The following is a 22,445-nucleotide window of genomic DNA, read 5'->3' on the forward strand; positions in this document are numbered from 1 at the left end:
CGAATAGCAATCGATGACTTCGAGGCCGCGCGTATAGATTCGATCAAGGCGGATATCAGGGTCGTAGCCATTGAAGCGGTTCATCCAGCGCAACCACTTGGGCGCGGGTGAGTGTTCAAGTCCCCGCGGTCGCGCTTCGACAAGACCCGCTTCCGCGGCGCGTTGATCCAGGAGGTCCAAACGGTCCTGACTCCAGACATTGAAATCCCCGCAAACAATGGCCGGCGAATCCGTGCACTCGAGAGCTTCGAAAATCTGGTCGAGCTGCTTGGGCAAAACGGAGAACGGCACGAAGTTCAGTCCGTGACAATTGACGATCTGCAGTATCCGGCCGTCGGGGAGACGCGTTTCGGTCTTCAGTGAAACTTTCGGCGACGCCACGTAGAACTCGCGTCGTGGCGCACGGATCGGGATCACACCGGATTCCGGAAGCGGCTGATTCCCGATCGTCAGGACCCCGGTGGACCCGCGGGAAAACGGCAGTCTCCAACTAGGAGCATAGTGGCCGTTAACCCCGTCAGGTTTGAGCCCCCTGATCAAATCGAAGGTCGTGCAGCGAACCTCCTGAAGGCACAACGTCAGCCCGTTGTCCTTCGGCACCTTCGCGAGGAGATTCCCGATGTCTTGCTTGAAGTTTTCATGGTCCGCCTTGTGCACGTTCCAACAAATGAAATGGGACACGGAACCGCTCACCGGGACTTTCCTCACGGTCTCGCCCGGAGGAGAAACCATCGAAGACAAGTCTTCCACGGAAAGACAGCTGGCAGAGAGCAACACATGAAGCCCGAGCAGGAAGAGTCTGAGATGGCGAAGCAGCAGCATGGGCGGCGGGAGCTCAGCAGTTTTATTCCGTCATGCACCAGAACCACTGAGCGACGAAACCTGCCTTGTTTCCCTACCAATGCCAGTTTGATCTTCCCGCACAAACGCGGGATTCTACGAAACCGCCAAGTCGCATTGGTGGAGCCCGGACCGGTTTTTTATCCAAAAGACCTCGGCAACCGTTGAAAACGCCTCGCCGGTTCCCCGCCAGATGATCGCGCTCCAACCCGTATTCAGTTCGACATCCTCCGGCGTTCAATGCAAAAATCCCTCCCAACAACCCAATATGAAACCCATGAACCGACGCCATTTCCTGACCTCCTCCGCCGCCCTCGCTTCAGGCATGGCGCTTTCCTCATGCTCCAAGGAAGAGTTGATGGAGCAATCCTCTCCTTATGAAATCTCCCTCGCCCAGTGGTCGAATCACCGCGAGCTCAAAAGCGGCAGACTCGACAACCTCGACTGGCCCGAGTTCACCAAAAACCAGTTCGATATTTATGCTCTCGAATGGGTGAATCAATTCTTCGCAGAGAAATCCGATCACCTCGGGCTTCAGCCAAAAGGCGGCGACTACCTCGCCCAGATGAAACAACGCTGCGATGACAACGGCATGAAAAGCCTGCTCATCATGTGCGACGGCGTCGGACAGATCGGCGACCCCGATCCCGCCAAACGCAAGGCCACCGTCGAAGGCCACCTCACCTGGCTTGATGCCGCGAAGCAACTCGGCTGCCACAGCATCCGGGTCAACTCGGGCTCCGATGCCAAGCTGCCTCCCGAAGAACAGGCCAAGCTTTGCACCGATGGCCTGCGCAGTCTTTCCGAACACGCCGCCAAGCTCGACCTGAACGTCATCGTCGAAAACCACGGCGGCCTCTCTTCACACGGCGCCTGGCTCGCCGGAGTCCTGAAAGCCGTCGAAATGGTCAACTGCGGCAGCCTTCCCGACTTCGGAAACTTCTACGTCGTCAAGAAGCACGGCAACGCCGAACAGTATGAGAAACAAAAGGCCCTCTACACAGGCGTCGATGACCTCACCGAAGACGAGGTCGGCCTCGGCTACGACCGCTACCGCGGATTCCGTGACCTGATGCCCTACGCCAAAGGGGTCTCCGCCAAATCCCACGATTTCCTCAAAGGCGGCGAAGAAGCCCACACCGACTTCGGCACGATGATGCAGATCATCCAGGAGGCCGGCTACATGGGCTACATCGGCATCGAATACGAAGGAGAGAAGCTCAATGAAGTCGAGGGCATCATGAAGACCAAGGCGCTGCTCGAGAAAGTGATCGCCGCAGTCTGACCCGGACCCCCTGCCTCTTGGTTTTTTCCACGAGTTGAACGAAGGCTACGTCCCCTTCTTCAATTGGCGGTGCGATCCATCGCAGGCCGGCATGCGTTTGGACAAGCCACAGGTGCAGTCATTGAGACCCATTCCACAGAGAATCCGCGGCTTGGAAACCAGCACTCTCGACGCCCGGGTCTGCGATTGCTTCGCCGCAGCGAAGTGAAGCAGGTAGGCTCTTTGCCTCCCCGGCGTCAACGCCTCGAATGCGACTTCGAAGTCCGGATCTTCATCGAACTCCATTCGCAATTCCTCGGGCACCGGAAGTTCTGACCCCTCCTTGAGATTCACTTCTGAACCCGCCTTCTCCAACTCAATCGCTTCGTTGATGTAAGCCTTCAGGATGGTCTCCAACTCAGCGATTTCCTCAACGTTTGTGAACCGAATGACTCGTGCCGCCCGAGTATTCTCGCCGGGCTTCTTCAATAGGCCTTGCGGGTCTTCCATCAAGGCGCCCTTGAAAAAGCTGAGCGTACAACTGTCCTTCAGCTCTCCCATGATCAGGACCTTGCCTCCCTTGTAGGCATAGCAGGGACTTCCCCACTTCAGATCCTCGCCAAGCTCGCAAGCGAGTACGATCTTCCTCAGCGCCACCAGTTCCGCCCGCCACTTCCGGGCATCCTCAAAAAACTGATCAACCTTGGGGTTCATGCAATCGGATCACTAGTAGAACCCGAGCCCGCAAGCCAGCCCAGGCCTGAGGTTTTTCAGCACCTTCGGCGGCGTATGTCGTCGGCCTTACCCCTTGTCGCCCAGCCAAGCCACCACCTTGGCCAGTGCCCTTCCCCGATGGCTCATGCCATTCTTCACCTCCGCACCGAGCTCCGCGAAACTCCGATCGTGTCCCTCCGGCGCGAACAAGGGATCATAACCAAAACCTCCAGCGCCACTCGGCTCATCCAGGATCCGCCCCTCCACGCTGCCATCAAAATGCGCCAGCACCTCCCCGCCCCTGGCCAGCACCATCACGCAGCGAAACCTTGCCGAACGTTCGGCAATCCCCGCCATCTCCCGCATCATCCGTTCGTTGTTTTTCGCATGGTTGCCCTCCTCACCCCCGAAACTCGAGGACCAGACGCCGGGCCTCCCATCCAGGGCATCGACCTCGAGTCCTGAATCATCCGACAGAACCAGCCCCTCCAGTTCGCGGCTGATCGCCAGTGCCTTGAGGGTGGCATTCTCAAGAAAAGTCGTCCCGGTTTCTTCCACTTCCGGCAGATCAGGGAAAGCCGTGACATCCACGACTTCGAAGCAATCCCCGATCATTTCCCGGATTTCCTGCGTTTTGTGAGCATTGCGCGTCGCGATCACCAGTCGATTCGGGTCTTCATCCATGCCCACCGGCTAACCGTTTGCGTCATTCCGTCCAAGAAATTTGAAATAAATTCCCCCCGGCCTACGCGTATACCCATCAAATGAAAGCCATTACCCACCTTGCTGCCTTCGCTTTGGCAGGCTCCGCCCTCGTCAGTTCTGCCTTCGCCAACACGCCCGAAGGCTGGTCGACCGACCTCGAACAGGCCTTCAAAGACGCCAAGAAGCAAAACAAACCCGTGCTCGTCGAATTCACCGGATCCGACTGGTGCCCGCCCTGCATGATGATGCGCAAGAAGGTCTTCTCGCAGAAGGAATTCGTCTCCGCCGCATCCAAGGATTTCATCCTCGTCGAACTCGACTTTCCGAACGGCGATCCGGAGCTGAAGAAAAAGAACGACCCCTACGCCAAGAAATACGAAATCGAAGGGTTCCCGACCGTGATCCTGTTTGACTCCGAAGGGAAGGAATTCAACCGCTTCTTCGCATCCGAATACCCGAACACCGAAGATTTCCTCGCCCACCTCAACAAGTCCCTCGCCAAGAAGGACCTCGACTGAATCCAATTCCAAATCAACAAACTACCATGGTCGCCATATTCAAAACACTCTGCCTTTTCATCGCCACCGCAAGCATCGCCATCGGCGGCGAATGGGGCACTGACTGGGAAGCCGCCAAGGCTCAAGCCAAGAAGGAAAACAAACCGATCTTCATCAACTTCACCGGCACCGACTGGTGTGGCTGGTGCATCAAGCTTGAAAATGAAGTCTTCTCCAAAAAGGCCTTTCAGGAATACGCCAAGGAAAATCTGGTGCTGATGGAAGTCGACTTCCCACGGAAAAAGAAGCTCTCCGACGAAGTGAAGGCGCAGAACAAGATGCTCGATAAGAAATACGGAGTCGAAGGTTATCCAACCCTCTATCTCCTCGATGCCGAAGGTAACAAGATCTCCGGTGACGTCGGTTACCGCGAAGGCGGTCCCGAAGCCTACGTGAATTATCTCAAGGAGCTTCTCGCCAAAGCAGAGCCCGCCGCCTGATTCTCAACAGAGTATTTTCCAAAGAACCCGCCCCGGTTTCACCGTGGCGGGTTCTTTCGTTTCCACTCATTCGTTCTCAAGCGGCTTTCCCTTCCGTTCAGCCGCTCTAAACTCATGCCGCCATGAGTCTTCTTCCGTCACCAACCGGCCTCTTCGCCATGACGGCGTGGGCGGCACTGGGCGCACTAACATTCTCGCAGACTCCTGAAACCCCCGACGAGAAGACAAAGACCTTTCCCAGCGTGTTCAAGGCACCTGCCGCCAGACTCGAAGCCGTGGAGCCTCCTGCTGATGCTGTCGCCGCATGGACGACCCGCCATTTCCTCGTGGTTTCTGACACTCCCATCCCGCCTGCCGCCCTCCAAAGCTTCGCCAACACGATTGAATCAGTGCCAGCAGTTCTCGACCTCTTTCCAATACCACTGCTCGGTTTGCCCGAAGGAGAGCGACCGCTCATCCGACTTTGTCGCGACGAGCAAGGATTCACGGAGCTTGGTGGTCCACCCTCATCCGCGGGCTACTACCAACATCGTGGAAAATCCGTCCTCATCCGGGCGGACCTTCTTCTCTCTCCCCAGAAAGGTGGGAACTCGAAACTCAGGGAAGAACCGGACGAAGACCTGCTCGTCCACGAGCTCTGTCATCTCTCCACATCGGGCACACTGCAGCAGGCCCCACCCTGGCTCAGCGAGGGAATCGCCGAATATCTTTCCATCGCCCATCAGCGTGGAGGCTTCTACCGCTTCGACGATTCAACCCGCTTCATTCGAAACCACTTCAAGCGGCACCTTCCAACCAAGGATCTGGCCAACCTCGAACTACCGGCTTTGTCCCACACGCTCAAGCTCTCCCATCGCGAGTGGTCACGCGAAGTGGCCGAGGCCGACATCACCGATCGCTACCTCCCCTACGCCACCTCGCTCCTCTTCGTCCACTATCTGATCGAAGGCGGCTCCTCGCGCCGGGCTGGGCTGCGCGAATACCTGACGGAACTATCTGCCCCCGAATCGAGGCATCACGTCAGCTCGGACTTCGATCTCGATGACCCGAAATCAGTGGAAGACAAACTGACCCGCTACTGGACGAAAAATGGCATGAACCTCCGCTTCTCCGCGCGCTGAACGCAGCAGCCACGCGGGGTTTTTCTTTTCAAGCTCAGCCTCTTCCGCCAAGTTCCGCGCCCCACTCCTACCAGTGGCATGACCGTCCCGGTCATGAATTCAAGACCGCTTTCACCATGTCCGACGAACGCCGTAAACCTTTCCCCTTCGATGAGTTTGAGCCGAAATGGCAGCAACTCTGGGAGCAGGAGAAAACCTTCCGCGCGCCCAATCCCGGCGACTCGGATTTCGATGCCTCCAAACCGAAGTTCTTCGTCCTCGACATGTTCCCCTACCCCTCCGGATCGGGTCTCCACGTCGGCCACCCGGAAGGCTACACCGCCACCGACATCATCGGCCGCACCAAGCTGCGTCAGGGTTTCAACGTCCTCCATCCGATGGGCTGGGACTCCTTCGGCCTACCCGCCGAGCAATACGCGATCAAAACCGGCCAGCACCCGCGCGTCACCACCGAGGCCAATATCGAGACCTTCAAACGCCAGCTGAAGTCGCTCGGCTTCGGCTACGATTGGGACCGCGAAATCGCCACCACCGATCCGGAATACGTTCGCTGGACCCAGTGGATCTTCCTGCAGCTCTACAAATCCTACTTCAACGAAGAGACCCAGAAGGCCGCCCCCGTTTCCGAACTGGAAGCCAAAGGATGGACGCCCGAGCAAATCGACGACGTCCGACTGGCGTTCATCCACGAAGCCCCCGTCAACTGGTCGCCCGACCTCGGCACCGTCCTCGCCAACGAGGAAGTCGAAGAGTGGAAGTCGAAAGGCCACACCGTCGAACGCCGCCCGCTCCGCCAGTGGATGCTGCGCATCACCAAGTATGCCCAGCGCCTCATCGACGAACTCGAACCCCTCGACTGGCCCGACGGCATCAAGGCCCTCCAGCGCAACTGGATCGGCCGCTCGGAAGGCGCTGAAGTCCAATTCGAGATTGAGCTCAAGCGTGGCACGACCGTCCCGGTCGTGAACCCTGACGGCGATCATGACCGAGACGGTCATGCCACTGTCACCGTCTTCACCACCCGTCCCGACACCCTCTTCGGTGCCACCTACATGGTCCTCGCCCCGGAGCACCCGCTGGTCGCGGAAATCACCACCGCCGAACAGAAAGAAGGCGTCGACGCCTACATCGCCGAATGCGCCAACAAGTCCGATATGGACCGTGGTGAAGCCAACAAGGACAAAACCGGCATCTTCACCGGCGCCTACGCCATCAACCCCGTCAACGACGAGAAGATCCCCGTCTGGATCGCCGACTACGTCATGATGGGCTACGGCACCGGCGCGATCATGGCCGTCCCCGCGCACGATGAGCGGGACTTCGCTTTCGCGAAAAAGTTCGACCTTCCGATTCTTCAAGTCGTTCAGCCAAAAGGCGACGCCGACTGGCAGGGCTACACCGAATACGGCACCGCCGTAAACTCCGGCTTCCTCGACGGTCTCAAAACCAAGGACGCCAAAGCCACGATCATCGACTGGCTCGAAGAAAATGGCAAAGGCACCCGCAAGATCCAATTCAAACTGCGCGACTGGCTTTTCTCCCGTCAGCGTTACTGGGGCGAACCTTTCCCACTCCTGTGGAACAAGGAAACCGGCGAACACTCCGCCATTCCCGAGAGCGAACTGCCGCTGCTCCAGCCAGAGATGGAAGACTTCAAGCCCACCGGCGACCCACGCGGTCCGCTGGTCAAGGCGACCGATTGGATCAACTACAGCGACAAGCTGGAGCGCGAAACCAACACCATGCCCCAATGGGCCGGCTCCTGCTGGTATTACCTCCGCTACTGCGATCCCAGTAACAACGACCGCTTCATCGGAAAGGAAGTTGAAAGCTACTGGTCAGGGCAGGGGAGCGCGGGCATGGTCGACCTCTACGTCGGCGGCACCGAGCACGCCGTACTTCACCTCCTTTACGCCCGCTTCTGGCACAAGGTCCTCCACGACCTCGGCCACCTCAGCACCACCGAGCCCTTCCAGAAACTCGTCAATCAGGGCCTGATCCTCGGCGAGGACGGACAGAAGATGTCCAAGTCCCGCGGCAACGTCGTCAACCCCGACACCGTCGTGAAAGAATACGGTGCCGACGCCCTGCGCCTTTACGAAATGTTCATGGGACCGCTGACCGAGGTGAAGCCGTGGCAGATGAAGGGCGTCGAAGGCGTCGCCCGCTTCCTCGCCCGCGTCTGGCGCGTCGCCATGGAGCAGAACCAGGCCGGTGAATGGCAGGTTTCCTCCAGAATTCAGGACGTCCCCTGCACCGACAAGGCCCTGCTCAAGGTCGTCCACGAAACCGTCAAGAAGGTTACCGAGGACATCGCCAAGATGTCGTTCAACACCGCCATCTCCCAAATGATGGTCTGCACAAACGCCTTCACCCAGGCGGAAGTCGTCCCGCGGAAGGAGTTCACCCTGCTGCTCTCCGTCCTCAACCCCTTTGCCCCGCACCTGAGCGAGGAACTCAATGCCCTGATCGGCGGCGAACCACTCGCCCACCAGCCATGGCCCGATTACGACGAGCAAGCCCTGATCGAAACCGAGATCGAACTGGTCGTGCAGGTCAACGGCAAGCTCCGCGACAGGATTACGGTCTCCAAAGACGCCCCCAAGGAAGACATCGAAGCCGCCGCCCAAGCGGCACCAAAAGTACTCGAGCAGACCGAAGGCAAAACGGTCCGCAAGATCATTGTGGTCCCCGGCCGATTGGTAAATATCGTCGCGAACTAACGGAGTGGCGCTCTGTGAGCACCATTCCCGGGCGTAGCGGTCTCCAGACCGCGGCGTCGAACCGCCCCACCCCATGGACGAAACCCTCGAGCGCATCGCCGAACGACCGTCACTCCTCAAGTGGCTGAGCTCGGGCATGTGGGAGGACTCCTTCGACTTCGCCACGCTGCTCCGATCCCACGAATTCACCGAGGAAGGATGCGTCACCCATGTCGAGTGGATCGATCTCGATGGCAGTGGCGAGCTCACCATCACCTCCCTCGTCGGCAAGCCCGGCGGCATCCGCTACCAATCCACCAGCATCTTCAGCCAATCGCGTGGCAAGTGGATGCTCGAATCCGACTGCACCTGTCCCGTCCATCAGGAGTGCAAGCACGCCGCTGCCACCTTGCGGGTCCTGCAAAACAAGCTAACAGCCAACACAAGGCCGCGACTCGTCCAAGACGAGCTGCCATTGACAGACGATTCGTCCTCCGCCCCCAGCATCGAGGAAAAGCCACCTGAAAAGAAGGCCACCTTCCTCGCCTACTGCATCGAACGTCCGCTCAATGCCCTCGCTCCACCCTTCCAGTTCGTCTTGCGCACGGCAAAGCGCCTCAGCAATGGCCGCGTGAGAATCATGAGCGGCGTCGCCTCCGTCGATCCCGACAAGCCGACCGACTGCATGGTTGCGGAAGACATCGAACTGGTCCGCGAATTCGAACAACGACAGTTCGACAACCAAGCCTTCGGCGCGATGCCACTCGAAGGAACCAACTGGGACACGCTCCTCGATGGCGCGCTCGCCACCGGACGTCTCTATTTCGGAAAGGAGGCCAATGATCATCGCGGAACCACGGACCACCAATCGCTCGCCCTTGGGGAAACTGAGTCAGCGGAAGCCCACTGGGACACCCTTCCGAACGGCAGCGCCCGCCCGGTGATTCGAGCCGAGCGCCGCGGCTTGGAGTTTCTACCGCTCGTCCCCGCCCGCTACCTCGACCCCCGAAAAGCCGTCCTCGGACCCGTCAAAAGCAACGTACCCGACAGCGTCCTCGCCACCTGGACGCGCAGTCCCGTCATCAAGCCGGAAAACATCCCGGCCCTGATCGACCGGCTCTCCCGCTATCCCGGCGCCAACCTTCCGAAACCGAAACCCATCGAGGCCGTCACCCGACCCGCCGTCGCACCCACCCCGATTCTTGCGATCCGAAAGATCGCCCTCGGGCCCTCCTGGGACCGCACCCATCGATTCATCGGCGAACTCTTCTTCGAGTATGGCGACAGCCCCCGCCTGCAACCGCTCACCAGCAGCGCGCCACGCCAGCACACCGGACAGATCGATGGCAAACGCGTCGTCTGGCCACGCGACTTCAAGGCCGAACGAAGCGCTGAAGCTGAACTACTAGACTCCCCCTTGGTTCCCTTTGGCAAGTCGCCCAACCCGAACGCCCTTGTCCCCGCGAATCAGAAATCAAGTCACGAAATGGCTTGGCTGAAGCTTCTCGACAGCCCTGAATTCAATCTGCTCCGCGACAAGGGATGGATCATCGAAATCGACTCACGCGCCGGCCTGACAGCACGCGACGCCTCATCCTTCATTCCCGCCATCGAGGCCGAAAGCGATCATGGCATCGACTGGTTCCGCTTCGATATCTCGTATGAGATCGACGGCCGGAAATTCAGCCTGATCCCCTTCATTGCCCAGGCCATCGAACAGGAATACCCACCTGCCGACTCCCCCGACCTGCCCGAACACATCCTCCTTTCCTGCGAGAATCCCGAAGATGGCTTCATCCGCTTTCCCGCGCGCCAATTGATGGAAACCGTCGATCAGGTTCGCCACCTGTTCTCCGGCAAACCGCCTTCCGGAAAGCTACGGATCGACCGCCTTTCCGCCGCCTCCCTCGCCGACTCGCTGGAGATCGATGACACCGATACCGCCCGCACCCTCGCCCGTCTCGGCCAAGGCCTGCGCGACATCCACGAACTTCCCGCCATCGACATCCCACCCGCGGTCGATGCCGATCTCCGTGAGTATCAGAAGGAAGGCTTCCAGTGGCTTCAATTCCTTTCAGATCAGGGACTTCACGGCATTCTCGCCGATGACATGGGGCTCGGAAAAACCCTTCAGACCCTCACCCATCTCACCGCCGAGCACGCCAAACGACCCGGCCGGCCGTCGCTGATCATCGCCCCCACCTCCGTCGTGCCAAATTGGTCCGCCGAAGTCGCCAAATTCGTCCCCCATCTCCGCCTGCTCACCCTTCACGGCCCCTCCCGCCGCAAGCTCTTCGAGGAAATCCCGGACGCCGATCTCGTCCTCACCTCCTACCCCTTGTTAGGCCGCGATATCGAGATGCTCGCGAGCCAGGACTGGCACGTCGTCGTCCTCGATGAAGCCCAGCACATCAAGAACCCCAAATCGATCAACGCACGCAGCGCCTGCCAGCTGAAAGCCACCCAGCGCCTCTGCCTTTCCGGCACTCCGATGGAAAATCATCTCGGTGAACTCTGGAGCCTGATGCGCTTCCTCATGCCCGGCTTCCTCGGTTCCGAAAGAACATTCCAAACCCAGTTCCGTCGACCCATCGAGCGCGAGCAATCGAGCGACGCCCAGTATGCCCTGAACCGACGCGTCTCCCCCCTCATCCTGCGCCGCACCAAAGACCAGGTCGCCAGCGAACTGCCCGCCAAGACCGAACTCATCCATTACATCGACCTCAACAAAGCCCAAACCCAGCTTTACGAATCCATCCGCGCTTCCATGGATAAACGGGTCCGCGAAGCCATCTCCGAAAAAGGTCTCGACCAGTCCAGCATCATCGCTCTCGGCGCCCTGCTGAAACTCCGTCAAATCTGCTGTCACCCCCAACTCCTCAAAGACAGCTCGTCAGAAATCCCCTCCGCCAAACTCGACTTCCTCACAGAAGACCTCCTCCCCACCCTGATCGAAGAAGGCCGCCGGATCCTGCTTTTCTCGCAGTTCACCTCGATGCTCTCCCTCATCGAGTATCAACTGGAGAAGAACCAAATCCCCTTCCTCAAACTTACCGGCCAATCAAAGAACCGCGGCGAGCTCGTCGAAAAGTTCCAGCAAGGCAACATCCCGGTTTTCCTCATCTCCCTCAAAGCCGGCGGCACCGGTCTCAACCTAACAGCCGCCGATACCGTCATCCACTACGACCCCTGGTGGAACCCCGCCGCCGAGAACCAGGCCACCGACCGCGCCCACCGCATCGGCCAGGAGAAGCCGGTCTTTGTCCACAAGCTCATCTGCCAAGGCAGCATCGAGGACCGCATCCTCGACCTCCAAAGTCGCAAATCCAAACTAGTCGAAGCCCTCCTCTCCGAGGAAACCACCAGCCTCAAGCTCGACCAGCAGACCCTCTCCCACCTGCTCGCCCCGCTCTAACGGAGTGGCGCTTTCCCAAGCGCCATCGGTGGGCAAGGCGGCTTTCAGCCGCGATGGAGTCATCCGCCCTTTTCCATCTCCGCCATTGTCCGCCTTACAATCTCAATGGCGGCTATGCCTTGACCGTGACTAAAGTTTTGGCTGTCATCGTCCGGCTAACAGGCTCCGTCATGATCTCCTCCTTTTTCCCTCGTGCCACCTTGGGCGGCATCTGCCTTGCAGGAGGCATCGCTACGACCTTTGCCGAGGTCACTGATCCCGTCGGCTACATGACTTTGATTCTACCGGCAGAGTCGACGGGAATTCTCTCGATCAACCTGGTCAAATACAACTCGTTCATCGGAACCGTCACCACAACCGACGGCGCAACGCTGAGCTTCGACCGTCCTGTCCCCAGCACCCTCTTCCACTCCTACGAAAAAGGCACATGGCACCAAGGCTACGCCGCATTCTGTGAAGTCCGGGAAGGAAACCATGCCGGCATCAACTTCCGCGTCGATTCCTTTTCCGAAAACACCATCACTCTCAACCGCTCACCTGACGGCCTCATCGATGTAGGTGACTCCATCGGAGTCCGTCCCGAATGGACCCTCGGAGAAATCGTCGATCGACTCAAAGAAAGCGACCTCCAAGCCGGAACCGGGGCCGACGAAGCCGACATCATCGGTACCTGGGATGCCGAGACTCAAACAGCGCGTGGATTCTTTCTCCACACCAACGGGTCCCTGTTAGAAATTGGCGAAGAACCCCAAGGTGATCGTTCCGCCACCATCGTACACTTTCCAGACGCCCTCAGTTTTACACGCCGCGGGGAGACAGAAATCAAAGTGATCGTGATTGGCGCCGTCCCCATGCCTTTCGATCAATTCCGTTACCTCCCCGTGTGGCCCGGCAGGAACCTTCTTTCGGGACCATTCACCTCCGCCTCTTCGGTTGAGGGTTGGGGGATGTTTGAAAACGGATCGCCATTCTCCGTGCTGTCCGGCCCCTCAGCCCCCACCTCCGATACCTTACGCCTGACTCTCCCCGATGGCTCGGAGTCACCACTTCTCTATCACCGTCAAGGCCTCGGCTGGCGAATGGTTGGAGAATCCGGCTCGGGAGCGGAAACACCCATCGACCTCACGCAGGCAATCGATTTTCGACGGGTAGGTCCCGCCGGATTCATCAAATTTGCCGGAACAACTCCAGAGTCTCCGAGCCGCTTGCGGGCTCTGGCGAATGTGGACACAGTCCCCGTCGAATCCTATCAGTATGATGGACCAGCCGTCCGTCTGAATTGGAAATCGATCCCCGGACAGACGTATCAGATCCAGACCAGAGCACTAGGAACCCAGACTTGGAAAAACCTGGGAACACCAGTCACAGCAAACGATCACACCAGCCACACCACCTGCGAACCCACGGGCACAGGAGCATTCAGACTCATCAAGCAGCCATGAAAAAGCCGCTGAACATCACCCGCATGCTCTCCATCGCTGCGCTGGCATCCTTCGCCACCGATCGATCCCTCGAAGCCGCCAACCTGATCTTTTCCAATCTCGTCGATAGCGAGACCTCCTCGCTGATGTTGAACGACTCCTCCGGCGATCCTTTGCCCGTCGGTGCAATCGTCCAACTGGTGACTTTCCCCGATCGAACACCGTCTGAAATTTCGCAGCTCGCCGCCCTCGGACCGCAATCCCTGCTCGCCGCATCCACGCCGATCGGGGATCCCTCCAGCATCGGCACCGGGGCCGACAGTGCACCCGGCCAAATCGAGTTCCGCGTGATCACCCCGCTCGAATCACCGCTGTCAGGAATCCACCTCCTGATCCTGAATCAAAACACGCCCGAGACATCCGACGAGGTTTTGCTCCTGCGTATCAGCGACGAGGCACCCGCCGATGGACTAAACGAGCTTCCCGGCTACCTCGCGGTTCAACTCGACCTTGCCAAGCTCGTCTACGGAACGGCGGACTCCACCGGCTTTTCCACCCACTCCGGACCCATCCCAGCCAGCTTCCAGTCATGGATTCAGACCCAGCTCGGAGTTGCAAAAACCGCCGCCGATTATCTTCCCGCTGCCGATCCCGACAAAGACAATCAGGCAAGTGCTCTTGAGTACGCGCTCGGCTCACAGGCAAACAGCGGACACTCCATCGGCGCGATTCAGATCCACCTCGAAGGAAACCACGGGACCCTCCGCTTCCTCGAACGCACCGACGATCCCACGCTTCGCTACACCCCCGAAGGTAGTCAGTTTCTAACAGCCGGATCATGGCGACCGCTACCAACTCCCGTCACTCCCGTGCTGAACCCTCCAGAGGCTGCGCCGGACAATTACCGCTGGGTCGAATGCCCGGTCACGACCGATTTTCCTACCCAGTTTTTGCGCCTATCGATCGAAATCACCGGCGAAAATTAAACGGACAAATCACGAAGTCACCGAAATTTCGCAGCGTCCCTCTTTGGTGCTGACCTCGAACTTCACCGGCAGAAACTTCTCGATCACCGCAATGTTGCTTGGCACATGATTGTCCGGCGGCATCGTCGTGAACCGTCCGCCACCAGCCAGGGCCATCGGCAAGAGAAGCTGGTCCGCCAGATGCCTGCCGACGGCTGCACCGTTGCCGATGAAGTCAGTCATCATCTTGGCTGCACGCCTTCCAACTTTTTCCGAGCTCATTCCCTGCTCGCCAAAGCTTGCACAAAGTTCGCGGCCCTGCGTGAAGCCTGCCTCAACCAGACACGCCACCCCACGACCCGGACCTTCGGGCAGAGCCACGACCTTCGCATCTTCACAAGGGAATACTGCCAGCGCCGCGTCCAGCACTCGACCGGCGATCGAAAGGGGTAACTCACGAACCGGCACCCGAATCGACTTCTCCTTCAGCCCACCACGGCTCGTCCAATCGATCTCCGAAAAACCGGCACAGGGTTCGACCTCACATTCGATCACCCCGCCACCGACCGGAGCAAATCCCGTCTCCAGCAGTCGCACGGTCGCCTTCGCCCCCATCTTCGCCATGGCGGGCAGGAATACCCTTTGGATGAAATCAAAGGGTGGGGCGAGGGGGTTATGAGTGCCTCCTTCCAAACGAACCATACTCGGCCCCTCCTCCGACCAAAGCGCCGGCAACAGGGTCTGCAGCAGAAGCGAGGTGCTCCCGGCGGTGCCTATGGAGAAACGATACGATGAATGGCGTACTTCACCAGCACGAAACACCAGCTCCGTCGATCCAATCTCCGCTCCATCCGCCGTGCCTCCGGAGACCTCACAAGCCGCCTTCACACAGGTCAGGTGCTGGCGCATCAAACCTGGCTTCCGGCGTTGCCCCCGGATCTTCGTCATCCGAAAAGGCTTCCCCGTCACCATCGCCAGGCTCAGTGCCGTGCGCAACATCTGCCCGCCGCCGCTACTTCCATCCAACTGAATCAACTTGCTCATATTCCCAACTCAAAAACTTTCGCGCCATTTCGCGCGCTTTCATTGTTACCCAAAATCAGACCCACGGAATACAAGAAACACCTAGAAATGCTTTGATCGAATGAATCGTTCCATTCGAAAACTTGGCGGCCTTCGCGTCTTGGCGTTTCAAAAGATAGCAACCCAAGCTTCCGTGTATTCTGTGTATTCCGTGGTTCATTTCCCATCAATCATCAGCCTCCGCCGAATCCTTAATCACAAAGCGAGCCTGCAACTTCGCCACCGTTTGCGCCAGCCCCGCCGCCTCCACGCTATGAAGAACTTCCGAGAAGTTCTTGTAAGCATCCGGCGCTTCATCGATCGGATACTTCCGACCGTTGAAAAGGATGTCCGAGGTATCAAACTCCGCATCCACCGTCTTCTGATCCAGCGTCCGAGCCGCGTGCTTACGCCCCATCTGACGACCCGCCCCGTGATTGACCGACCAAGCCGTGCGCTCCGCACCGCCTTGAGCCACCATCACGACCGAACCATCACGAGGATTCCCCGGCAGCAAAATCGGATGTCCACTTTCCGCAAACGGCGTCCCCGCGAGCGAGAAATGCCCACCCGGAACCGCACGCGTCGCCCCCTTGCGGTGGACCCACGACTTCGTTCCATTGACGATTTCTTCCCGCGCGATGTTATGCGATATGAAGTAAACCAGATTCCCCTTCGTCCCCGGAAGGACTTCCTGGAAAGCCTCAAGCACCAGCGCATTGATCAGCATGTGATTCACCGTCGCGAAGTTCGCACCCAGCGACATGTCATCGATGTAAGCATTCGCCTCAGGAGTCCCGAGCGGCGCATAGACCAACTTCTTGTCACCCGCAGGATATGGCGTGCTCCACTTCTCGAACTTCCGCTCAAGATCCTTGAACTGAGCCGTCGCCAGCAGATTTCCGAAGCCACGCGATCCGCAGTGGCTGAGGAACGAAACGTGTCCGTCCTTCAGGCCAAAGGCATCCGAAGCCTCACGAGCCGATGGTCGATCAATCAATCGCGTGATCTCGCACTCCCCAAAGTGGTTACCCCCACCGTAGGACCCGAGCTGGCCGACCTTATCGCCGAAATTCCGGATACGCTTCTGATCAAGAATCCACTCAAGGCGATTCCCAAGCGCATCGATTGTCCCATCGTGACCGACGTGTGCCGAGTCCTCGCAACGATCCGCCCACTCAGGCGGAATCCCGAGCTCTTCACAGACACCCTGCGATGCCCCTTCGGTCACCACACGGATTCCTAGCTCCTGCCCGACACGACGACCCTTCTTCACGCTGCGCTGACCACGCCCCGCACCCGTCGGAGTTCGTTCAATGATCGCATTGATCAGCGCACGACGCGTCTTCTTGTCCGCGATGACATCCTCGGGGATATCCATCTGCAGCAGCGACATCGAGCACTTGATGTCCACCCCGACCGGGCCGGGATAGATATGCGTCGGCGAAACCATCACGCACCCGATCGGCGCACCATAACCGGCGTGTCCGTCTGGATTGAGAATCGTATCGGTGACGCCCGGAGCCATTCGCGAGTTCACGATCTGCTGCAGACACATCTCATCGAAGCCCGCACGGATATGATCATTCCCGATCACCGTGATCGGCTTTCCCTTATCGCCAGGAAGAGGAATGAAGCCAATGGCCTCGTCAGTTTTATGGATGGTGTTCATGATTTGATTTGGTTTTGAAAAGGTCGCGGCGACAAGGTTTGATGAAACATATTTTCCCGCTCTACCACTGAGCTACCGGGCCGTCGAAAGTGGCCCAGGCCGGATTCGAACCGGCGACCTGGTCGTCCGTAGCGATGTAGTTCCATCGGCATTCGCCGCGATTAAATGTGTTTTGTTAAAAAATGGTTCGCGACAAGGGGTTGAGAAGACGTTTTCACTGCTCTACCAGACTGAGCTACCTCGTTTCCGAGAGTCGGATTCGAACCGACGACCAATGCATTATCAATGTAGTCCTCTCCGCATTCGCGAAGTCTTAAAGGTGAGTGCCGACAACAGTCGGTGAGACATCACAGGTCTTGCGACCCGGGCGGGATTCGAACCCGCTGGTTACCGATGGAGTCCCACCTGCATTCGGCAAGGTTGGCCAGTGCGGCGGCAAGAAATGGGGCATGACGTTTGTTCAGTTTAGGAAGTTGTAGTCAGGCTCCGCATCCGCCGCACCGGCCAATATGGAGAAGGGGTTTGCAACCCCTTTGCGGAGAATCAAGCTCACAGGTCAGGCGAAAGGAGTTATAAACTCCTTCTCCATATTTCACGCGATCTTGATTCGCTCTGTTAGAGTTTCGTTTTCGATTTCACGGACCCAGTGATCCGCTCCGTTTCCGTCCTTCGCAAAGGACCCGATGATCTCGAAGACCGCATCACTGAAGCCTCCGATATTGAGGATGTCTTCCCGGTCCGGCGCCTGGGTCGTGCTGTTAGGCACGATGTCGATGCAGACCAGCTTCGCCAATGGGTTCCGCTGCTTGAGCTTCTCCCACTCGGCCATGACCGCCGTTCCGCGTCCACCGCGACCCGCATCCACCCACGACTCGTTGTCCGAGACGAAGATGACCAGATCCGGCGCTGCCTTTTCACGGTTCAACTGAGCCAGGGGAGCCGAACAGTTCGTTCCGCCACCACCGACCTTCGTCAGCTTCTCCGCATTCGTCATCACCGAATCACGAGGATTGAGATGGGCATCAACCACGTTGAACTCGAAAGGAAGCACTCGCGCCGAACGATTCGTCCGCAGCAATGCCGCAGCCACCAGGCCGGCAACATCCACACAGCGAACCGCCGAGCTTGCACCCTTCTGATACCCAGTGACCGGCCATTGCATCGATCCCGACACGTCAGGACAGACCACGACCGACCCCGCAATCCGAGGAACGTTCTCGAGCGCGACTTCCATCGCATCCTGCAGCGCCTCCCGAACCTTCTCCGGAACATCCTTCGAAGTATTCAGATAAGCGACGAGCAGTTGATAAGGATGCACCCGCGAACGTCGGACCAGCTCGGGATGGCTCAAACGAGCCGCGAGCTTGTCGGCCATTCCGCCGAAACGGAACACGCCATGACGCGAGAAAGCATTCAAGTTCATCCGAGTCGTCTGCCAGGTCGCCTCACCTGCGATCGCCGCCCACTCACGGGCACCGAGCTCAAGCGCGGTCAGCATCTGGAAGGGAACCTCCGGAACTTCTCCCGAGCGATCCAGCTTCCAGCATTCGAAATCACGCACCAAACGGGGCAGCGCCTCCGCATCGTAAGGACGACCTAACAGCCATCCATAAAATGCTTCACGCGATGCCGTCTTTGGCTGCGGATGGACCATCTTCACGACGTCCGCCAGCGATGGCGCATTCCCGATCGATGCCTGAAGCAACTTCCGGTCGCTCGCCCGTTCCAGCCAACGCCGGACCAGACGCTTCGGTCCCGAGCCAAGAGACTTCCGCCCCGTGACCCCCGAACGCACGATCTGAACAAAGTTCCGCAGCATCCGCCCGTTGTCGATGACCTGCGGAAAGATCTCTTCAAGACGATCCAGATCGCGGCTCGCCAGCACCGCACAAAGCAGCGCCGGCATGTCCTTCATGTGACCGCGGCGACGCGCATAAAGTGCCGTCTTCGCCAGGTAATCCACATCCACCCGGGCGGCCAGCTCGAGCACCCGGTCGAGCTGGTTCTCCGCCGAGGCGTAGAAAGTAGGAGTCAGGCAACCCGTCGCCGCAATGCGAGCCAGAGCCGCCTTGTCCGACAAACCGTATGCCGGTCCACCGGCATCGTTTCGAGTCGTCGCCTTGGGAGCGAGAGCACCACGAAGAGTTCGGAATAGGTTCTTGTTAGCCATTGTTTCATCGTCCGCTGGTTTCGCCGGACAAAAACCCTATTGGCACTCGCCGTGCCAAGTCGGATTCAGAAAATATCCAGAACCCTATTTTCACTCACCATCAATTAGTTACGTTCACCTTGGATTTCTTCAGCAAATCAGAGACATCGATCGCCAGCAGCTATTCTTATCTTTTTCGCTAGTCTTTTATCCCTTGATTCAATCTCATACCCCAACCGATGCAGCCCTTCCCCCCTTCACTTGGCGTTCTTGGCGTCTTGGCGTTTCAAACCTCCACCCACCCATGAAACGCGTCGCCATCGGCATCCTCGGCACCCAGCTCGACCGCGGCACGACCCCCGAGCGCTGGGACAAGTGGCGCCCCAGCGTCTCGCTCTTCCAACACGAAGACCTCCTCATCGATCGCTTCGAGCTCCTCCACGAAGCAAACTCCCTCCCCCTCGCCGAGCAAGTCGCCGCCGACATCCGCCTCGTCTCCCCCGAGACCACCGTCACCCTCCACGAAATCAATTTCGGCCGCGACCCCTGGGACCTCGCCGATGTCTATGGCGGCCTCCACGACTGGGCCCGCGGCTACGCCTTCGATCGCGATCAGAACGACTACCTGATCCACATCACCACCGGCACCCACATCGCCCAGATCTCACTCTTCCTCCTCAATGAAGCCGGCTTCCTCCCCGGTCGACTCATCCAGACCGCACCACCACGCGGCGGCCGACGCAAGGAAGCCAACGGCCCCGGTCGCTACTCGCTTATCGACCTCGACCTCTCGAAGTACGATGCCCTTAGTACCCGCTTCGCCCGCGACCTCGAGGAAACCACCGACTTCTTGAAAAGCGGCATCGCCACCCGTTCCGAGAACTTTAACCAGCTCATCGAACGCATCGAGCAAGTCGCCCTACGCTCGAAAGCACCCATTCTTCTAACAGGACCCACCGGCGCCGGCAAAAGCCACCTCGCCCGCCGCATCTATCAGCTCCGCCACCAGCGCGGCGGACTCGATGGTGACTTCGTCGAAGTCAACTGCGCGACCCTCAGCGGCGACACCGCCGCCTCCGCACTTTTCGGCCATCGCCGCGGTGCCTTCACCGGTGCCCAGGCCGACCGACCCGGCCTCCTCCGCCAAGCCCACAAAGGCCTGCTTTTCCTCGATGAAATCGGCGAGCTCGGCCTCGACGAACAAGCCAAACTACTCCACGCCCTTGAGGAAAAAACCTTCCTCCCCGTCGGCGCCGATCAAGCGGTGAAGAGCGACTTCCAACTCATCGCCGGCACCAACCGCGACCTGCGCGAAGCCGTCGCCGAAGGCCGCTTCCGCGAAGACCTGCTCGCCCGTATCCACCTCTGGACCTTCTCGCTCCCCGCCCTGCGCGACCGCCACGAAGACATCTCACCGAACCTCGACTATGAACTCCGCCGCTTCGCCGAAAAAGAAGGCCGCCAGGCCTCCTTCAACAAGGAAGCCCGCGAAGAATTCCTCAAGTTCGCCCAATCGCCCGACACCCATTGGCTCGGCAACTTCCGCGACCTCAACGCCGCCATCACCCGCATGGCCACCCTCGCCCCGCGCGGTCGCATCCGCCGCGAGGAAGTCACCGAGGAAATCACCCGACTCCGCGAAAGCTGGCACCGCCCCGGTCAGCAAAGCAGCTCCGAAGCCGCCGATCTCACAAAGATCCTCAGCCCCACCCAACTCGCCGAGATCGACCCCTTCGACCGAGTCCAGCTCGCCCATGTCGTCGCCGTCTGCCAGCGCACCAAATCCCTCTCCGAAGCCGGCCGCGAACTCTTCGCCGCCTCCCGCCAAAAACGCAAAGTCACCAACGACGCCGACCGCCTGAAAAAATACCTCGCCAAGTGGGATCTGGATTTTGCCCAACTTCAAGCGTGACCGAAAAGATCCAGACCCTCCTGCGCGAACTCGAAGCCAAGCACAGCATCGAGATCCTCTATGCCTGCGAGTCCGGCAGCCGGGCCTGGGGATTTGCGTCGCCGGATTCGGACTATGACATCCGCTTTCTCTACCGCCGCCCCATGGAGGACGCCTTCACCATCAGCGAAGGCAGCGACACCATCGAGATCCCCATTGAAAACGACCTCGACCCCGGTGGTTGGGACATCCGCAAAGCCCTCGGACTTCTGCACAAATCCAATGGGGCACTCATCGAATGGCTTCACTCGCCGATCGTCTATCACGCGAACCCGGATTTTCTAACAGACCTGCGCAAGCTCGCCACCGATCACCTTTCACGCAAAGGCCTCGCCAACCACTACCGCGGACTCGCCGGCCAGTTCTACCGCAACAAGCTCACCGCAGAATCCCCCTCCGCAAAAGGCTACCTCTACTGCCTCCGCGCCCTGCTCGCCGCGCGCTTCGTGCTCGAACACGGCACGCCGCCGCCCGTTCCCTTCGTCGAACTTATCCCGACCGCGCCCGATGAAGTCGCCGAGGCGATCCGCGAACTCGTCGCGTGGAAAGCCGGCGCCAGCGAAAACGAATCACCCGGCCGACAAGCCACGCTCGATGCCTTCATCGAAGAAAACCTACCCGGCATCGGCACCACCCTCGACGCCCTGCCGAACGACGCCAACCCACGCGACCCCTTCAACCAAGTCCTGCACCGCTGGAGCCTGTGGCCAAAAAGCACGAAGTCCACGAACTGGCAGCCCATCTACAAAAACGAGCTCACCCTCGACCGCGTCCGCCAGCCCGACCTGCTGCTCTTCGAAGCCGTCAGCGGCAGCCGCGCCTTCGGCACCCATCACGAACGCTCGGACTTCGATCTTCGCGGCATCTTTGTCGCGCCGCCATCCTTCCTCGGCGGCCTCGAAAACATCGATCAGGTCAGCGATGAGAAAAGCGACGAGGTCTATTACGAAGTCGGTCGCTTCGTCAGCCTGCTGCTCTCTAACAATCCTAACATCGTCGAGCTGCTCTTCACGCCCGACTCCTGCATTCGCCACCGCCACCCGGCCTTCGATCTGCTGAAACCCGAAGACTTCCTTTCAAAACTCTGCCGCCAGACTTTCGGCAACTACGCCATGTCCCAGATCCGCAAAGCCCGTGGACTGAACAAGAAGATCGTCAACCCCCAGCCCGAACAGCGCCATCCGCTCCGCTATTTCTGCCACGTTCTCAGCGGACAGGGATCGGTCCGTCTCGACGAGTGGCTCGCGACTGAAGACATCAATGAAAACCATCTCGGCCTCGTGTCCGCACCCCACGCGACCAACACCTACGCCGTCTTCATCGACAAAACCAAGCCCGCCGAAATGCGCGGAATCTTCTCGAAAAAGGACGACGCCGCGATTGTCTGTTCATCCGTGGAAAAGGAAGCCAAGCCAATCGCCTGGCTGACCTGTAATCTCGACGCCTTCAAGGCCCACTGCAAAGCCC

The 22,445-nt window shown here is 59.1% G+C and carries 16 protein-coding genes and 1 tRNA gene; 10 read left to right on the top strand and 7 right to left on the bottom strand.

Features of this window, described 5'->3' with window-relative positions; genetic code table 11:
* The coding region (locus tag WBG04_RS03680; protein WP_424313013.1) for an endonuclease/exonuclease/phosphatase family protein at positions 1-822 on the bottom strand (822 nt) is incomplete at its 3' end.
* Between the two features lie 295 nt (positions 823-1,117).
* Here WBG04_RS03680 and WBG04_RS03685 point away from each other — a divergent pair.
* A complete protein-coding gene (locus WBG04_RS03685; RefSeq protein WP_424313014.1) occupies positions 1,118-2,125 on the top strand; it encodes a TIM barrel protein in 1,008 nt (335 codons plus the stop codon).
* Positions 2,126-2,170: 45 nt separating this feature from the next.
* Here WBG04_RS03685 and WBG04_RS03690 read toward each other — a convergent pair whose 3' ends face one another.
* On the bottom strand, positions 2,171-2,818 hold the full coding sequence (locus WBG04_RS03690; RefSeq protein WP_424313015.1) for a DUF1801 domain-containing protein: 648 nt from the start codon (positions 2,816-2,818) through the stop codon (positions 2,171-2,173).
* Positions 2,819-2,905: 87 nt separating this feature from the next.
* A complete protein-coding gene (gene rdgB, locus WBG04_RS03695) occupies positions 2,906-3,502 on the bottom strand; it encodes an RdgB/HAM1 family non-canonical purine NTP pyrophosphatase (protein ID WP_424313016.1) in 597 nt (198 codons plus the stop codon).
* 80 nt (positions 3,503-3,582) lie between these two features.
* Between rdgB and WBG04_RS03700 the strand changes: the two genes are divergently transcribed.
* From WBG04_RS03700 to WBG04_RS03730, 7 genes are all read left to right on the top strand, one after another.
* Complete coding sequence (locus WBG04_RS03700) at positions 3,583-4,041, top strand: thioredoxin family protein (RefSeq protein ID WP_424313017.1); 459 nt, start codon at positions 3,583-3,585, stop codon at positions 4,039-4,041.
* Positions 4,042-4,067: 26 nt separating this feature from the next.
* Entirely contained in the window at positions 4,068-4,520 is a 453-nt protein-coding gene (locus tag WBG04_RS03705; RefSeq protein WP_424313018.1) for a thioredoxin family protein, read from the top strand.
* A 122-nt stretch (positions 4,521-4,642) separates the two neighbouring features.
* Entirely contained in the window at positions 4,643-5,641 is a 999-nt protein-coding gene (locus WBG04_RS03710; protein WP_424313019.1) for a hypothetical protein, read from the top strand.
* A 116-nt stretch (positions 5,642-5,757) separates the two neighbouring features.
* Entirely contained in the window at positions 5,758-8,364 is a 2,607-nt protein-coding gene (gene leuS / locus WBG04_RS03715; RefSeq protein ID WP_424313020.1) for a leucine--tRNA ligase, read from the top strand.
* Positions 8,365-8,437: 73 nt separating this feature from the next.
* On the top strand, positions 8,438-11,758 hold the full coding sequence (locus WBG04_RS03720) for an SNF2-related protein (RefSeq protein ID WP_424313021.1): 3,321 nt from the start codon (positions 8,438-8,440) through the stop codon (positions 11,756-11,758).
* Between the two features lie 53 nt (positions 11,759-11,811).
* The gene (locus WBG04_RS03725; protein ID WP_424313023.1) at positions 11,812-13,200 is read left to right on the top strand and encodes a hypothetical protein; all 1,389 of its coding nucleotides are present in this window, start codon (positions 11,812-11,814) and stop codon (positions 13,198-13,200) included.
* Positions 13,197-14,165: a hypothetical protein gene (locus WBG04_RS03730; protein ID WP_424313025.1), complete on the top strand. Its 969-nt coding sequence runs from the start codon at positions 13,197-13,199 to the stop codon at positions 14,163-14,165. Before WBG04_RS03725 ends, WBG04_RS03730 begins: the two co-directional genes overlap by 4 nt.
* A 9-nt stretch (positions 14,166-14,174) precedes the next feature.
* Here the strand turns inward: WBG04_RS03730 and rtcA are convergent, their stop codons facing one another.
* From rtcA to WBG04_RS03750, 4 genes are all read right to left on the bottom strand, one after another.
* On the bottom strand, positions 14,175-15,188 hold the full coding sequence (rtcA, locus tag WBG04_RS03735; protein WP_424313027.1) for an RNA 3'-terminal phosphate cyclase: 1,014 nt from the start codon (positions 15,186-15,188) through the stop codon (positions 14,175-14,177).
* Positions 15,189-15,393: 205 nt separating this feature from the next.
* The gene (locus WBG04_RS03740; RefSeq protein WP_424313029.1) at positions 15,394-16,878 is read right to left on the bottom strand and encodes an RtcB family protein; all 1,485 of its coding nucleotides are present in this window, start codon (positions 16,876-16,878) and stop codon (positions 15,394-15,396) included.
* Between the two features lie 90 nt (positions 16,879-16,968).
* Positions 16,969-17,117, bottom strand: a tRNA-OTHER gene (locus WBG04_RS03745).
* Positions 17,118-17,470: 353 nt separating this feature from the next.
* Complete coding sequence (locus tag WBG04_RS03750) at positions 17,471-19,048, bottom strand: RNA-binding protein (RefSeq protein ID WP_424313030.1); 1,578 nt, start codon at positions 19,046-19,048, stop codon at positions 17,471-17,473.
* A 283-nt stretch (positions 19,049-19,331) separates the two neighbouring features.
* Between WBG04_RS03750 and rtcR the strand changes: the two genes are divergently transcribed.
* Positions 19,332-20,939, top strand: coding sequence for an RNA repair transcriptional activator RtcR (gene rtcR, locus WBG04_RS03755; protein ID WP_424313032.1), 1,608 nt, complete (start codon positions 19,332-19,334; stop codon positions 20,937-20,939).
* Positions 20,936-22,445 (top strand): DNA polymerase beta superfamily protein (locus WBG04_RS03760; protein WP_424313034.1); only part of this gene is annotated, 1,510 nt, incomplete at its 3' end. The genes rtcR and WBG04_RS03760, both read left to right, overlap by 4 nt.

This window comes from Haloferula sp. (assembly GCF_049672945.1).
In the GTDB taxonomy this organism is placed as follows: Bacteria; Verrucomicrobiota; Verrucomicrobiia; order Verrucomicrobiales; family Akkermansiaceae; genus Haloferula.